The organism is Kaistia nematophila (assembly GCF_026343855.1).
Classification (GTDB): domain Bacteria; phylum Pseudomonadota; class Alphaproteobacteria; order Rhizobiales; family Kaistiaceae; genus Kaistia; species Kaistia nematophila.
The window spans coordinates 1-13438 of record NZ_JAPKNK010000016.1; the positions used below are offsets into that span (position 1 = coordinate 1).

Below are 13438 nucleotides of genomic sequence, written 5' to 3' on the forward strand. Positions count from 1 at the left end.
GCCTTCGATCATGATCTCGCGCCGCTCCGTTCTTCTCGGCTCCGCAGTCCTGGCGGGCGCAGGCCTCTTCGGCCGCCCGGATCGCGCCCCCGCCTTCACCCGGCCGCTGCCGCCGGCGGCGCCGGTCGGCGAGGAGAGCATCGTCTCGCTCGACCTGAAGGCGGCCGAGCGCAGCCTTTCCCTGCCCTGCTTCGGCGGCAAGAGCCTGCCGCTCTGGACCTTCACCGACGCCGCGGAACCGCCCGTCGCGCGGGTCAGGCTGGGTCAGCGCCTCAACACCCATCTCGTCAACGGCTTGACCCGGCCCGGCGAGCACGTCTCGATCCACTGGCACGGCATCCGCCTGCCGAACGACCAGGACGGCGTTCCCTATCTGGTGCAGAAGCCGGTCGAGCCGGGCGAGAGCTACGACTATTCCTTCGTTCCGCCGGATACCGGCACCTTCTTCTTCCACACGCACTGCAACTCGGTCGAGCAGCTCGGCCGTGGCCTGTTCGGCATCCTGATCGTCGAGGGCGATGCGCCGGAACCCTATGACGCCGACGAGCTGGTGGTGCTGAAGGACTGGCGCATCGACGAGGCCGGCACCGGCTTCCTGCCCTTCCTGACCAATGAAGGCGCCGGCAAGGCCGGCACCTTCGGCACGGTGCGCAGCGTCAATGGCGCCATCCGGCCCGACATCAACCTGCCCGCCTCCGCCGACGTGCGGCTGCGCGTCGTCAATGTCGACCCGACCCGGCTGACCGAGATCGGCGTCGAAGGCGCGGAGGCCGCCGTGGTGGCGATCGACGGCATCGCCTGCCAGCCCTTCCCGCTGCGCTCCTGGCGCATGGGCCCGGCAATGCGGGTCGACCTGATCGTCCGCACGCCCCCCGATGGCGGCACGGCGACGCTGGTCGACTATTTCGCCGCCAAACCGGTGCCGCTGGCGCGCCTCGTCGCGAGCGGTCCCGCCCGGCGCCAGGGGCCGTTCGATCCGGCGCCGCTCGCCGCCGGCCGGATCGCGCCGCCCGATCTCGCTTCCGCCATCACCATGCCGATCACCTTCTCCGCCACCGCCACCGGCGCGGCCGTCGCGGAACTTGCCGGCGACGGCGCGCCGCTCGGCCCTCTCTGCCTGTCGCAGAGCAATCTCTGGGCGATCAACAAGGCGTCCTGGCCGAGCGACATGCACCAGATCCCGCCGCCGATGGCGCAGCTCGAACGCGGCAAAACCTATCTCTTCGAACTGCGCAACGTCACGCCGCACATGCACCCGATCCATCTGCACGGCCACAGCTTCTCCGTGCTGAAGTCGAACCGGCGCGACCTGCCGCCCCATCACGCCGATACGGTGCTGCTACAGCCGAAGGAACGCCTGCAGATCGCCTTCGTCGCCGACAATCCCGGCAAGTGGATGATCCACTGCCACATCATCGAGCACCAGGAGACGGGCATGATGGCGTGGTTCGAGGTCGCCTGAAGGTCTTGCCGATGCGCCCGCGTCACGCGCTGCTCGCGCTCGCCTTCTTCACCGCGCTGCCCGCCATCGCCGCCGACAACCGCCTTGACGCGGCGATCGGCAAGGCGCTGTTCGACCGGATCTGGGTTCAGGCGCCCTCCTCGACGCTTGCCAATGACGGGCTCGGACCGCTTTTCAACGAGAAGAGCTGCGCCAGTTGCCATTCCGGCAAGGCGCTTTCCGCCAAGATCACGCCGCTCCAGGATGGCACGCTGGCGCAGCGTGGCCTCGCGACCCGGCTCGGCGACGCGCATGGCGTGACCGACCCGGTCTATGGCCGACAGATCCAGCCGCGCGCCGTCTCCGGCCTGATCAGCGAGGGCGCGGTCACCTATGCCCTGCCGGAGGTCACCGGCCACCCGCTCGCCGTCATCTTCGCGCCCGGCCGGGGGGACCTCGCGCCGGAGACGCGTCTCGGGCCCCGGCAGGCGCCGTCGCTGCGGGGAATCGGCCTGATCGAAAAGGTCGACGAGGCCGCCGTTCTCGCCCGCGCGGAGCAGAACAAGTCCCATCCGGACGGCATTGGTGGACGGCCGCATTTCATCGCGGTCGACGGCAAGCCGGTGCTCGGTCGCTATGGCTGGAAGGCCTCGGCGCCGACGCTGAGCCAGATGACGTCGGACGCCTTCATGCTCGATATCGGCATGTCGAGCCCGCTGGCGCCCTATCCGCATGGCGACTGCACCAGCGCGGAGCCGGATTGCCTCGCCGCCCCGGACGGCCGCAGCCCGACCTTCGACAATGAGGAAATCTCGTCCGAGATGGTGCGGCTGCTGAACGCCTATCTGAAAAGCCTGGCTGCGCCGAAGCCGGTCGAGCCGCCACCGCCCGGCGCCGCCATTTTCGCGGCCGCCGGCTGCACCGCCTGCCATGTGCCGAGCCTGCCGGCCAGGGGCGGCGGCACGGTTTCGATCTACAGCGACCTGCTGCTGCACGACATGGGTCCCGGTCTCGATGACGGTGTGGGCGAACCGGGCGTCACCTCGTCGGAATGGCGCACAGCCCCGCTCACCTCGCTGGCCTTCCGTCGCGATGCCGACCGCCGCTTCCTGCATGACGGCCGCGCCGCGACGCTGGATGAAGCGATCCGCGCGCATGGCGGCCAAGCCATGGCCGCGAAAACACGCTATGAAGCCCTAGTGGCGGCCGACCGGGCCGCGCTCGTCGCCTATCTGGAAACGCTATGATCGCGATCACCAAACGCCTGCTGCTGATGTCGCCCCTGCTGCTCGCGGCCCGGCGCGCCCTCGCGCAATCGACCGACGCGGCGACGAAGCCCGGCCCCAGCACCGAGGCGCTGATGGCCGTCGCGAAAAAGGCGATCTCCGGCTATTTCATCCCCGCCTACGAGAACCTGCAGGCAGCAACCGGCAAGCTGGTCGGGGCGATGCAGGAAAGCTGCAGGGACCCGGCGAGCGCCCCCGACGACAAGGTTCGCGCCGCCTTCACCGCCGTGCTGCAGGCCTGGGCGCGCGTCGATTTCCTGCGCTTCGGCCCGATGGCGGAAAAGGCCCGGCTGGAGCGCTTCTCCTTCCTGCCGGATCCGCACGGCACCGGTACGCGCCAGTTGCGCCAGATCCTGGCCAAGCCCGATCCGGCGCTGCTGGAACCCGGCGCCATCGCCCGGAAGAGCGCCGCCGTGCAAGGCATGCCCGCTTTCGAGGCGCTGGTCTTCGGCGCATCCGACGACGCGGAGAGCGCCGCCTATCGTTGCGAACTGGCGCTGCGCATTGCCGAAAACCTCAATCTGATCGCCAGCGAGGCCGTCACGGAATGGACCCGCGAGGGCGGCTGGCGCGACCTGATGCTGAGCCCGGGCGGCGCCAACATCGTCTATCGCGACGCAACCGAGCCGCTGGTCGAGATCCTCAAAGCCGTCGTCACCGGCCTGCAGCAGATGCGCGACCAGCGCCTGCTGCCGGCGCTCGGCAAATCGATCGAGACCGCCAAGCCCGGTCGCGGCGCCTTCGTCAAATCTGGCGAGAGCTTCGTCTATCTGAACGCGTCCGCCGACGCGCTCGATCAACTGGTCGAGCAATCGGACGTCTTCAGCCTGACGCCCGACCAGGCGGCGACGCTGCTCGCGGCGACCGAAACCGCGATGACCGACTTCCGCCAGTCGATCGATGTCGGCAAGCCCTGGGCGGAAGCGCTCGCCGACCCGGCCAGCTACGCCAGGCTGCAGCACGCCTTCGATGTCCTGAAGACGATCGAGGACATCTTCAATTTCCGGTTCGCGGAGGCGGCGGGCATCTCGCCGGGGTTCAATGCGCTCGATGGCGACTGAGACGGCCGGCTTCCGGGCCTTCGCGGGTCGCGCGCTGCGCGCGATCCTTCCGTTTGCTCGGGAGGATTCGGGCGGCGCCGCGGATCGGCAGGTTTTCGTCTCCTCCGTCCGCGTCGGCCCGCGCCAGCACGAACTGGTGCTGTTCGACGAGCGCGGCGCCATCATCGGCCGCATGAAGCTCGCCGGCCGCGGCCACGACATTGCCATCGACCCAGCCAGGGAACGGCTGGCCGTCTTCGCCCGGCGGCCCGGCTATTTCGCCGTGATCGTCGACATCGCCTCCTGCGAGCCGCTCGCGACGATCACGCCGCCCGAGGGCCATCATTTCTTCGGCCACGGCATCTTCTCCGCCGATGGCCGCCTGCTCTATGCCACCGAGAACCACTTCAACGGCGAGCGCTCGCGCGGCGTGATCGGCGTCTATGACGCCAGCGGCGGCTACGAGCGAATCGGCGAATTCGAGACGCACGGCATGGACGCGCACGAGATCCTGCTCGCGCCCGACGGCCGCACGCTGGTGATCGCCAATGGCGGCATCGAGACCCATCCGGATTATGGCCGGCAGAAGCTCAACCTCGCCGACATGCGCCCTTCGATCGTGCGGATCGACAGCGAGACCGGCGACCTCCTCGAGGAGACCGTGCTCGACGCATCGCTGAACCGGCTCTCGATGCGGCACATGACCTTCGACGGCGCCGGCTCGGTCTGGTTCGGCTGCCAGTGGGAAGGCGAGCGCGGCGTCCGGCCGCCGCTGGTCGGCCGCATCGGCAAGGACGGCAAGGCCAGGCTGATGGAGTTTCCGGACGGCGTCGCGCCTCTGGCGCGCAACTATATCGGCTCCGTGGTGGCGAGCCGCGACGGCGGCACCATCGCCACCTCGTCGCCGATCGGCGGCCAGGTGTTCTTCTGGGACGCGACGAGCGGCGATCTTCGTGACGTCGTCGCCTTGCCGGATGGCTGCGGCGTGGCGGCGACCGAGGGCGACACCTTCCTCGCCACCGCCGGCGACGGCCGCGTCATGCAGGCGAAGGCCGGCGGCCTCGCTCCGGTCGCGCGGCACATCGAGCAGTTCGACAACCACCTGCGCCGGGTGTAGCGGCGAAAGCGCCTACTGCGCGTTTACCGCGGCGAGCCGGCGTTCCTCGTCGACGATGTAGTCGCGGATCACCGGCACATCGTCGCGCTTCTTGGACAGAAGCATCTGGAACACGAAGTTCGAGCCGTGCAGGAAGCCGAGCTCGACCGAGGCCAGGTAGAAATCCCACATCCGGCAGAAGCGGTCACCCATCATGGCGACGGCCTCGTCGCGCTTCGCCTCATAGGCAAGCCGCCAGTCGCGGATGGTCCAGTAATAGTGGAGCCGCAGGCTCTCCAGATCGGCGCACCAGGTGCCCGTCCGCTCCAGCGAGGCGAATACCTCCGAGAGCGCCGGCACATAGCCGCCGGGGAAGATGTACTTGCGGATGAACGGCGCCGTGGTGCCGGGCGGCGACATGCGGCCGATGCAATGCACGAGGGCGAAGCCGCCCGGCTTGGTCAGCCGCTGGATCGATTCGAAATAATTGTCGAAGTTCGAGACGCCGATCGCCTCCATCATGGCGATCGACACGACACGGTCATAGCTGCCTTCGAGATGGCGATAATCCTTCTCGAGGAAGGTCACCTTGTCGGCGACGCCCTCGGCCGCCGCCCGCTCCCGCGCCACGGCGAGTTGTTCGGGCGACAGCGTCACCGAGGTGACGCGAACATCGTAGTTGCGCGCCAGGAAGGTCGCGAGCGCGCCCCAGCCCGAGCCGATCTCGGCGATATGCATGCCGGGCTCGAGCTTCAGCTTGGCGGCGATGTGGCGCAGCTTGTCGATCTGCGCCTGGTAGAGGCCGATATCCGGATCGGAATAATAGGCGCAGGAATAGGTCATCGTGTCATCCAGCCACAGCCGGTAGAACTTCGGCGGGATGTCGTAGTGATGCTTGATGTTCTCGGCCGCGAGCGAAATCGTGTTGCGCTGCTGCTGGCGGCGCAACGCGCGCCACGCCCGGCGCACCCCCTTCTGCACCGGATGCGCCGCGAGGCCGGATCGGTTGACGGAGAACAGCGACAGCAAGTCGAACACCGTGCCGCCATTCTCGACGGTCATGCGGCCATCCATATAGGCCTCGGCCGTCTTCAGTTCGGGGTTCAGGAAGATCTCGCGCTCGACCTTCTTGTCGGTGAAGCGGATGGTGACGTCTGGTCCGTTCTCGCCGGAGCCGAAGACGTGCCGCGTGTTCTCGTGATCGAGCACGGTGAGGCGGCCATTGCGCACGAAACGCTTCAAAAGATGAGACAACAGGCGCATGCGCATTCCCCCGATCGTTTCATCGGATCAAAGCCGCTGGGGCGGCTTTGTGCAACCGGAAAGCGTTGAGCCGGCGGTGGCGGATCACCTGCGCAAGCGGACCACGGGCCGCAGGTTGCTTGCGGCGTCGCCGCAGCGCCGCTAAATTTGCCGGTGAGGACTGCGTTCACCGGCGAACCTCTTGATTGCCTTCCGGCAACGCGCGACACAGCCCCCGCCTTCCGACTTGTGCCGACCCGGATGCCCGGCGACACGCCCATTGCCAGGAGAATCAGCATGTCCATCGAGACCCGGCCCGCCGGCCGCACCGCGGCCCGCCTTTCCACGCTCGGAATCGGCGCGGGGACGCTCGGCGGCAACTTCTCGCCGCCGATCACGTCGGCGGAAGGGTCGGGCATCATCGCCGACGCGCTCGACGCCGGCATCAGCTATGTCGATACGGCGCCCTTCTACGGCTATGGCAAGTCCGAGCGCGCCGTCGGCGACGCGCTGCGCGCCCGCAGCGGCTGGACGCTCTCGACCAAGGTCGGCCGGCTGCTGAAGCCGCGCACGACGCCGAAGGATCCGAATGACGGCTGGTACGAGCCGCTGCCGTTCCAGCCGGTCTACGACTATTCCTATGACGGCGTCATGCGCTCCTTCGAGGACAGCCTGCAGCGGCTGGGCCTCGACCATATCGACCTGCTCTACATGCACGACATCGGCGCCGTCACGCATGGCGAGGCGGCCCATGCGGAGCTGTTCAAGACCGCGATGGACGGCGGTTACAAGGCGCTCGACCGGCTGCGTTCGTCGGGCGCGGTGAAGTCGATCGGCCTCGGCGTCAACGAATGGCAGGTGGTCGCCGCCGCCATGCAGCATGGCCAGTGGGACAATGTCCTGCTCGCCGGCCGCTACACGCTGCTGGAGCAGGAACCGCTCCACACCCTGTTCCCGCTCTGCGAGAAGGCCGGCACCACCATCGTCGTCGGCGGACCGTTCAATTCCGGCATCCTCGTCGGCCGCGACACCTGGAACTACGCCCGCGCGCCGCAGGCCGTGCTCGACCGCGTGCAGGCGATCGCCCGAGTCTGCGACGCCCACAACGTCGCCCTGCCGGCGGCCGCGCTCCGCTTCCCTCTCGGCAGCGCGGTCGTCTCCAGCGTCATCCCCGGCCCGCGCTCGCGTGCCGAACTGGCCCAGATCCTCGCCTGGTGGCGAGCCGAGATCCCGGCCGCGCTCTGGAGCGACCTGAAGACCGAACGCCTGATCGACGAAGCGTCGCCCGTCCCCGCCTGAGACGACCGCGTCCATCCTACGGCGAGGCGGTGACACGCCTCGCCACCGCCGGCCCGCTGCCGGCAAAAGGCACACGGGGACTGCGGCGAAATAGGCCGAATTCCAAGCTTTTGCTGGACATTCGGGCTTCCCTACCCCAGATGTGCCTCATCTCCTTCTGCTCCGCCCGAGGCTTCATCCCCGATGGATTTCGTTGCTGCCGAGTTTGTCGCGCTGGCGATGGTCGTCCTTTCCGACCTGGTGCTGGCAGGCGACAATGCGATCGTCGTCGGCATGGCCGCCGCCGGGCTGCCGAAGGAAGTCCGCAACAAGGCGATCATTGTCGGCATCGCCGCCGCGGCCGTCCTGCGCATCATCTTCGCGGTGTTCGCCACCAAGCTGCTCGCCATCATCGGCCTGACGCTGGCCGGCGGCATCCTGCTGCTCTGGGTGTGCTGGAAGCTCTGGCGCGAGATCCGCTCCGGCAATCACGAGGTGGACGTCGAGGCCGAGCTGGCGGAGGCCAGCGCCGAGGGCGCAGCCGGCGGCAAGACCTTCCGCCAGGCGATCACCCAGATCGTCGTCGCCGACGTCTCGATGTCGCTCGACAACGTGCTGGCCGTCGCCGGCATCGCCCGCCATCACACCTGGGTGATGATCATCGGCCTCGTGCTTTCGGTCGCGCTGATGGGCGTCGCCGCCAATTTCGTCGCCAGGTTGCTGAAGCGGATGCCCTGGATCGCCTATGTCGGCCTCGTCGTCATCGCCGGCATCGCGTTCAAGATGATCTGGGACGGCGGCCTCGAAGTGTTCCACTTCGCCGACGTCGTCGGGGTGTTTTGAGCGCCGCGCCGCCGAGCGCCCGTCCTTTCGCGCTGCCGCTGGCGGCCATCGCCGCCGCCTTCGCCTGGGGCTTCGCCGAGGCGACCTTGTTCTTCATCGTCGCCGACGTGCTGCTTACCTTCATCGCCGTCGCGCTCGGCCTCCGCGTCGCTCTCCGCGCTGCGCTGGCGGCGGCGATCGGCGCGGCCTGCGGCGGCCTCGTCATGTGGCGCTACGGCGTCTCCGACCCCGCCGCCGCGACCGCCCTTCTCGCCGCCGTGCCGTTCGTCTCCCCGGCGATGGTCGCGACCGGAATGGCCGGCATGGCCGAGGTCAACTGGCCGCTCGCCATGCTGAAGGGCTCGGTGACCGGCATTCCCTACAAGGTCTACGCCGTCGCCGCCGGCAAGGAGGGCCTCACCGCCCTTCTCTTCTTCGGCATCACCATCCCCGTGCGCCTCGCCCGCTTCGCCCTGGCGGCCAGCGTCGTCGCCGCGATCAGCGCCCTGCTCCGCCGCCGGCTCGACCTCCGGCGCCGGCTGATGCTGCTCGCCACCTTCTGGGTACTGTTCTACGGCGAATTCTGGTGGCGCTGGATGAGCTAGACGACCACCGGCCCGTGTTCGATCGCGTTCCCCACGCGAACCGGCAATCACTTCGCTCGCAGACGCTCTAGCTCCGGATCTCGATCGGCGTGCCATTCGGCACCTTCGACCAGATCTCCTGCATCTCGGAATTGGTGACGGCGATGCAGCCATCGGTCCAGTCCCAGAGATGGTGCAGCGGCCCGAGCCAGCCCCATCCGTTCGCCAGGCCGTGGATCATGATGTTGCCGCCCGGCGAATACCCGGCCGCGTCGGCCGCCGCCTGGTCGGCAGCGTTCGGATAGGAAATGTGAAGGCTGATATGCGCCATCGAGTTGGGGTTGCGCCAGTCGATGGCATAGACCCCTTCCGGCGTCTTCTGGTCGCCTTCGCGCTGCTTGGGGCCTGCATCGCCCGCGCCGCCGAGCGAGATCCGGTAGGTGGCGAGCACGGTTTCACCCCGCCTGAGTTCGAGCCGCCGGTCCGACTTGTCGACAACGATACGATCCGCCTGCTGCTCGGCCGCGACCATCACCGGCGGCGTGCCCGACCCGATGCGCGCCATGCCCTTGTGATAGCCAAGAACACCGGCGACCAGTATCGCCATGACGGAAAGCCCTCGAATCCAGCCTCGCACACCAACCTCGACACGCGTTGCGACGCGGCCATCAGACCGTCAACGGGATGAAAAGGCTAGCGATTTCGTCCGGGCGGCGCGTTGCGGCCGGCCAGCTTCAGTGAATTTCCGGCTCCGGCAGCTTTTCCGTGCCTTCGAGGAAGTCGAAATCGCAGCCGAGATGCGCCTGCTGGATATGGGCGGCGAACAGCTTGTTATAGCCGCGCGGATAGTCGCGCGACGGCGGGGTGAAGGTCGAGAGACGGCGGGCGATCTCGAGATCGTCGACATGCAGGTGGATCGAGCGCGCCTCGACATCGACCGAGATCAAATCGCCGGTCCGCACCGCGGCGAGCGGGCCGCCGATATGCGATTCCGGCGACACATGCAGGATGCAGGCGCCATAGCTGGTGCCGCTCATCCGCGCGTCGGAGATGCGCAGCATGTCGCGCACGCCCTGCTTCAGCAGTTTCTTCGGGATCGGCAGCATGCCCCATTCCGGCATGCCGGGGCCGCCGACCGGGCCGGCGTTCTGCAGCACGAGGACGGTGTCGGCGGTGACTTCGAGATCGTCGCGGTCGACCATCGCCGACATCTCGTTGTAATCGCGGAACACCAGCGCCGGACCGGTATGCTTCAGGAGGCGCGGCTCGGCCGCCGACGGCTTCATCACGCAGCCGTCCGGCGCCAGATTGCCGGAAAGGATCGCCGTGCCGACCTCGTCGGAGATCGGGTTTTCGAACGGGCGGATGACGTCGGGATTGTAGTTTCGCGCCGTCGCGACGGCGTCGGCGAGCGTGCCGGTGACGGTCTTCGCCGAAAGGTCCAGATGCTCGCGCAGTTCAGCCCATAGCGCCGGCAGGCCGCCGGCATAGTAGAAGTCCTCCATCAGCCATTCGCCGGAGGGGCGCAGATTGGCGAGCACGGGGATGTCGCGGGCGACGCGGTCGAAATCCTCGAGCGTCAGCGGAATACCGGCGCGGCCCGCCATGGCGATCAGGTGCACCATGGCGTTGGTCGAGCCCGCCAGCGCCATGTGCACCACCAGCGCATTCTCGAATGACGCCGCCGTGAGAATATCGCTCGGCTTCCAGTCATCGAAAATCATCGAGACGATGTGGCGGCCGCACTCCGCCGCCATGCGCGAATGGGCGGAATCCGGCGCCGGGATCGACGACGAGCCGGGCAAGGACAGGCCGAGCGTCTCGGCCAGCGACGTCATGGTCGAGGCGGTGCCCATCGTCATGCAGGTGCCGAACGAGCGGGCGATGCCGGATTCCATCGCGCGCCACTCCGTGTCGTCGATGCGGCCCGCCTGCTTCTCGGCCCAGTATTTCCAGACGTCGGAACCGGAGCCGAGCACCTTGCCGGCATAGTTGCCGCGCAGCATCGCGCCCGCAGGCAGGAACACGGTCGGCAGGTCCATCGAGATCGCGCCCATGATCGTCGCCGGCGTGGTCTTGTCGCAGCCGCCGAGCAGAACCGCGCCGTCGACCGGATGCGAACGCAGCAGTTCCTCGACTTCCATGGCGAGGAAGTTGCGATAGAGCATGGTCGTCGGCTTGACGAAATTCTCGGCCAGCGACATCGCCGGCAGTTCGATCGGGAAACCGCCCGCCTGCCAGACGCCGCGCTTCACCTCTTCGACGCGGTGGCGGAAATGCGCGTGGCAGGGGTTGATGTCGGACCAGGTATTGATGATGCCGACCACCGGTTTGCCCATGAACTCCTCATAGGCGTAGCCCATCTGCAGCGTGCGCGAGCGATGGCCGAAGGAGCGCAGGTCGGCCGCGCCGAACCAGCGCTGGCTGCGCAGACTTTCGATCGGGCGCTTGGCTTTCGGTTCCGGCTTCAGCGAGGTCATGCGGGCGATCCTTGGCGGTCGGTGGCGGCTATTCGGAAAAACGTCGCGCCGGGGTTACCCTCGGCAACCTTTGGCGGCGTGAGTCGGGGCGACAGGAAAGCGAGAGGCGGATGGTCGATCTGCAACTGAAGCCGGCGCGGCGTGAAAAGCTCGCCGATATCCTCTACGGCCAGATCCTGGAGCAGATCGTCTCCGGCACCTTCGCCGCCGGCGACCGGCTGCCGTCTGAAAATGATATCTGCAAGGCGTTCGAGGTGTCGAGGCCGGTGGTGCGCGAGGCGCTGCAGCGGCTGCAGGCCGATGGCCTGGTCATCGCCCGCCAGGGCGCCGGCACCTTCGTCTCGCACAAGCCGCCGGGCGGGCTGCTGGCCTCCACCCCGCCGGAACAGGTCGCGAGCGTACTGCGCGTCACCGAAGTCCGCATCGCGCTGGAGACCGAGTGCGCCCGCCTCGCGGCCGAGCGCCGCTCCAGCGGTGAACTCGCCGAGATCGAGGCGCGGCTCGCCGCCTTCGAGCAGGCGCTTCTCTCCGGCGAGGCGGGACTGGAGGAGGATTTCGCCTTCCACCTCGCCATCGCCAACGCCACCGGCAACGAAGTCTTCCCGGCCGTGCTCGAAAGCCTGAAAGGCCGCATCGAGGACTGGATGCGCAGCGCCCTCAACATGACCCGCCTCGGCTCGGAGGAGCGGCGGCGCACCATCGTCGAGGAACACCGCAACATCGTCGATGCGATCGCCCGCCAGCAGGCCGACCAGGCCGCGCTCTATACGAAGTTCCATCTCGTCGAGGCTCGCCGCAGGTTGACCGACGCTCGTCGGGATCGGTGATCGACTTGTAACCTAATTATACAAGACGTCACCACTCCGCGCCAGTGCGCGATGCCGGCCATCCCGCCGGCGAAGGGCGGAATGGCCGGGCCGAACGGGCGTCAGCCCTTGAGCATGCCGTCGATCGCGAGCGCGTCGATCGCGGCGAGTTCCTCCGCCGTGAAGGTCGGATTGGCGAGGCTCGCCACCGCGTCCTCGATCTGCTTGACCTTGCTGGCGCCGATCAGCGCCGAGGTCATGCGGCCGTCGCGCAGCACCCAGGAAAGCGCCATCTGCGCCAGCGTCTGGCCGCGCGCCCTGGCGATCTCGTTCAGCCCCTTCACCCGCTCCAGATTCGCCGCGGAAAGCACGCTCTGGCGCAACGCCTGCGAATGGGTGACGCGGCTGTCGGCCGGGATGCCGTTCAGGTAGCGGTCCGACAGCACGCCCTGCTCGAGCGGCGAGAACATGATGCAGCCCATGCCCTCGGTCTCCAGCGTGTCGAGCAGCCGGTCCTTCTCGGTCCAGCGGTCGAGCATGGAATAGCGCGGCTGGTGGATGACGAGCGGCGTGCCGAGACGGCGGGCGATCGCCGCGGCCTCGGTCGTCTGCGCCGACGAATAGCTGGAAATGCCGACATAGAGCGCCTTGCCCTGGCGCACGATCGAATCGAGCGCGCCGATCGTCTCCTCCAGCGGCGTCTCGGGATCGAAGCGGTGCGAATAGAAGATGTCGACATAATCGAGCTTCATCCGCTTCAGGCTCTGCTCCAGGCTGGCGATCAGGTATTTGCGGCTGCCCCATTCGCCATAGGGGCCAGGCCACATCAGATAACCAGCCTTGGACGAGATGATCATCTCGTCGCGATAGGGCCTGAAATCGCCCGTCACCATCGTGCCGAAGAACGCTTCGGCCGCTCCCGGCGGCGGACCGTAATTGTTGGCGAGATCGAAATGGGTGATGCCGAGATCGAAGGCGCGATGGCACATCGCCCGCATCGTCTCGACCTTGCCGTCGTAGCCGAAATTATGCCAGAGGCCGAGCGAGATCGCCGGCAGTTTCAGGCCGGTACGACCGACGCGATTGTATTTCATCGCATCGTAGCGATGGGCGGCAGCTTCATAGACCATGGTGAATCCTCAAGGTGCGCAGCGCCGCGCACCCGGGCCGGGAACGAACGCGCATGCACCGAAATCGTCAAACGATGTGACAATTCTGGGGTCTCCCATCCGCAACGTCAAGCATGGCGCCGCGTTTCCCTCAGGGTCCGAACTATTCGCTCCCGGGATTCTCGACGCCGGTGACTTCCGGCGCCGGATTGGACGAAGCCGGCGCGGCCGCATCGCCCCCGCCACGCCGCGTT

The 13438-nt window shown here is 67.7% G+C and carries 12 protein-coding genes; 8 read left to right on the forward strand and 4 right to left on the reverse strand.

The features are described 5' to 3' along the window. The 4 genes from OSH07_RS23600 to OSH07_RS23615 form a co-directional block, all read left to right on the forward strand. The coding region (locus OSH07_RS23600) for a multicopper oxidase family protein (RefSeq protein ID WP_338149900.1) at positions 1-1462 on the forward strand (1462 nt) is incomplete at its 5' end. A gap of 11 nt (positions 1463-1473) precedes the next feature. Further along, complete coding sequence (locus tag OSH07_RS23605) at positions 1474-2688, forward strand: di-heme oxidoredictase family protein (RefSeq protein WP_266341170.1); 1215 nt, start codon at positions 1474-1476, stop codon at positions 2686-2688. Beyond that, positions 2685-3788 (forward strand): imelysin family protein, encoded by a 1104-nt coding sequence (locus OSH07_RS23610; protein WP_266341171.1) that lies wholly within the window; start codon positions 2685-2687, stop codon positions 3786-3788. The genes OSH07_RS23605 and OSH07_RS23610 overlap by 4 nt, the downstream gene beginning before the upstream one ends. Then, positions 3778-4884 carry a DUF1513 domain-containing protein gene (locus OSH07_RS23615; RefSeq protein WP_266341172.1) on the forward strand — a complete coding sequence of 369 codons (1107 nt, stop codon included), beginning with the start codon at positions 3778-3780 and terminating at the stop codon, positions 4882-4884. Before OSH07_RS23610 ends, OSH07_RS23615 begins: the two co-directional genes overlap by 11 nt. 12 nt (positions 4885-4896) lie before the next feature. Here the strand turns inward: OSH07_RS23615 and OSH07_RS23620 are convergent, their stop codons facing one another. Continuing rightward, the gene (locus OSH07_RS23620; protein WP_266341173.1) at positions 4897-6126 is read right to left on the reverse strand and encodes an SAM-dependent methyltransferase; all 1230 of its coding nucleotides are present in this window, start codon (positions 6124-6126) and stop codon (positions 4897-4899) included. 276 nt (positions 6127-6402) lie between these two features. On the opposite strand from OSH07_RS23620, the gene OSH07_RS23625 reads away from it, so the two are divergent. The 3 genes from OSH07_RS23625 to OSH07_RS23635 all read left to right on the forward strand — a co-directional run bounded on the left by OSH07_RS23625 (position 6403) and on the right by OSH07_RS23635 (position 8810). Beyond that, positions 6403-7404 (forward strand): aldo/keto reductase, encoded by a 1002-nt coding sequence (locus OSH07_RS23625; protein WP_266341174.1) that lies wholly within the window; start codon positions 6403-6405, stop codon positions 7402-7404. A 183-nt stretch (positions 7405-7587) separates the two neighbouring features. Continuing rightward, positions 7588-8226 carry a YjbE family putative metal transport protein gene (locus tag OSH07_RS23630; RefSeq protein WP_266341175.1) on the forward strand — a complete coding sequence of 213 codons (639 nt, stop codon included), beginning with the start codon at positions 7588-7590 and terminating at the stop codon, positions 8224-8226. After that, a complete protein-coding gene (locus OSH07_RS23635; RefSeq protein ID WP_266341176.1) occupies positions 8223-8810 on the forward strand; it encodes a hypothetical protein in 588 nt (195 codons plus the stop codon). The genes OSH07_RS23630 and OSH07_RS23635 overlap by 4 nt, the downstream gene beginning before the upstream one ends. A 67-nt stretch (positions 8811-8877) precedes the next feature. Here the strand turns inward: OSH07_RS23635 and OSH07_RS23640 are convergent, their stop codons facing one another. Next, positions 8878-9396 carry a L,D-transpeptidase family protein gene (locus OSH07_RS23640; RefSeq protein ID WP_266341177.1) on the reverse strand — a complete coding sequence of 173 codons (519 nt, stop codon included), beginning with the start codon at positions 9394-9396 and terminating at the stop codon, positions 8878-8880. Positions 9397-9523: 127 nt separating this feature from the next. Further along, on the reverse strand, positions 9524-11269 hold the full coding sequence (araD, locus tag OSH07_RS23645; protein WP_266341178.1) for an L-arabinonate dehydratase: 1746 nt from the start codon (positions 11267-11269) through the stop codon (positions 9524-9526). A gap of 110 nt (positions 11270-11379) precedes the next feature. On the opposite strand from araD, the gene OSH07_RS23650 reads away from it, so the two are divergent. Further along, positions 11380-12096 carry a FadR/GntR family transcriptional regulator gene (locus OSH07_RS23650; RefSeq protein WP_266341179.1) on the forward strand — a complete coding sequence of 239 codons (717 nt, stop codon included), beginning with the start codon at positions 11380-11382 and terminating at the stop codon, positions 12094-12096. Positions 12097-12197: 101 nt separating this feature from the next. On the opposite strand, the gene mgrA is transcribed toward OSH07_RS23650, so the two are convergent. Further along, positions 12198-13205: an L-glyceraldehyde 3-phosphate reductase gene (mgrA, locus tag OSH07_RS23655; protein WP_266341180.1), complete on the reverse strand. Its 1008-nt coding sequence runs from the start codon at positions 13203-13205 to the stop codon at positions 12198-12200. Positions 13206-13438: the final 233 nt, after the last annotated feature.

Coding starts and splice junctions, on each gene's coding strand:
- OSH07_RS23640 (WP_266341177.1), bottom strand. CDS start 9,396: ATGGCGATACTGGTCGCCGGTGTTCTTGGCTATCACAAGGGCATGGCG.
- OSH07_RS23610 (WP_266341171.1), top strand. CDS start 2,685: ATGATCGCGATCACCAAACGCCTGCTGCTGATGTCGCCCCTGCTGCTC.
- OSH07_RS23605 (WP_266341170.1), top strand. CDS start 1,474: ATGCGCCCGCGTCACGCGCTGCTCGCGCTCGCCTTCTTCACCGCGCTG.
- mgrA (WP_266341180.1), bottom strand. CDS start 13,205: ATGGTCTATGAAGCTGCCGCCCATCGCTACGATGCGATGAAATACAAT.
- OSH07_RS23650 (WP_266341179.1), top strand. CDS start 11,380: ATGGTCGATCTGCAACTGAAGCCGGCGCGGCGTGAAAAGCTCGCCGAT.
- OSH07_RS23620 (WP_266341173.1), bottom strand. CDS start 6,126: ATGCGCCTGTTGTCTCATCTTTTGAAGCGTTTCGTGCGCAATGGCCGC.
- OSH07_RS23615 (WP_266341172.1), top strand. CDS start 3,778: ATGGCGACTGAGACGGCCGGCTTCCGGGCCTTCGCGGGTCGCGCGCTG.
- OSH07_RS23630 (WP_266341175.1), top strand. CDS start 7,588: ATGGATTTCGTTGCTGCCGAGTTTGTCGCGCTGGCGATGGTCGTCCTT.
- OSH07_RS23625 (WP_266341174.1), top strand. CDS start 6,403: ATGTCCATCGAGACCCGGCCCGCCGGCCGCACCGCGGCCCGCCTTTCC.
- araD (WP_266341178.1), bottom strand. CDS start 11,269: ATGACCTCGCTGAAGCCGGAACCGAAAGCCAAGCGCCCGATCGAAAGT.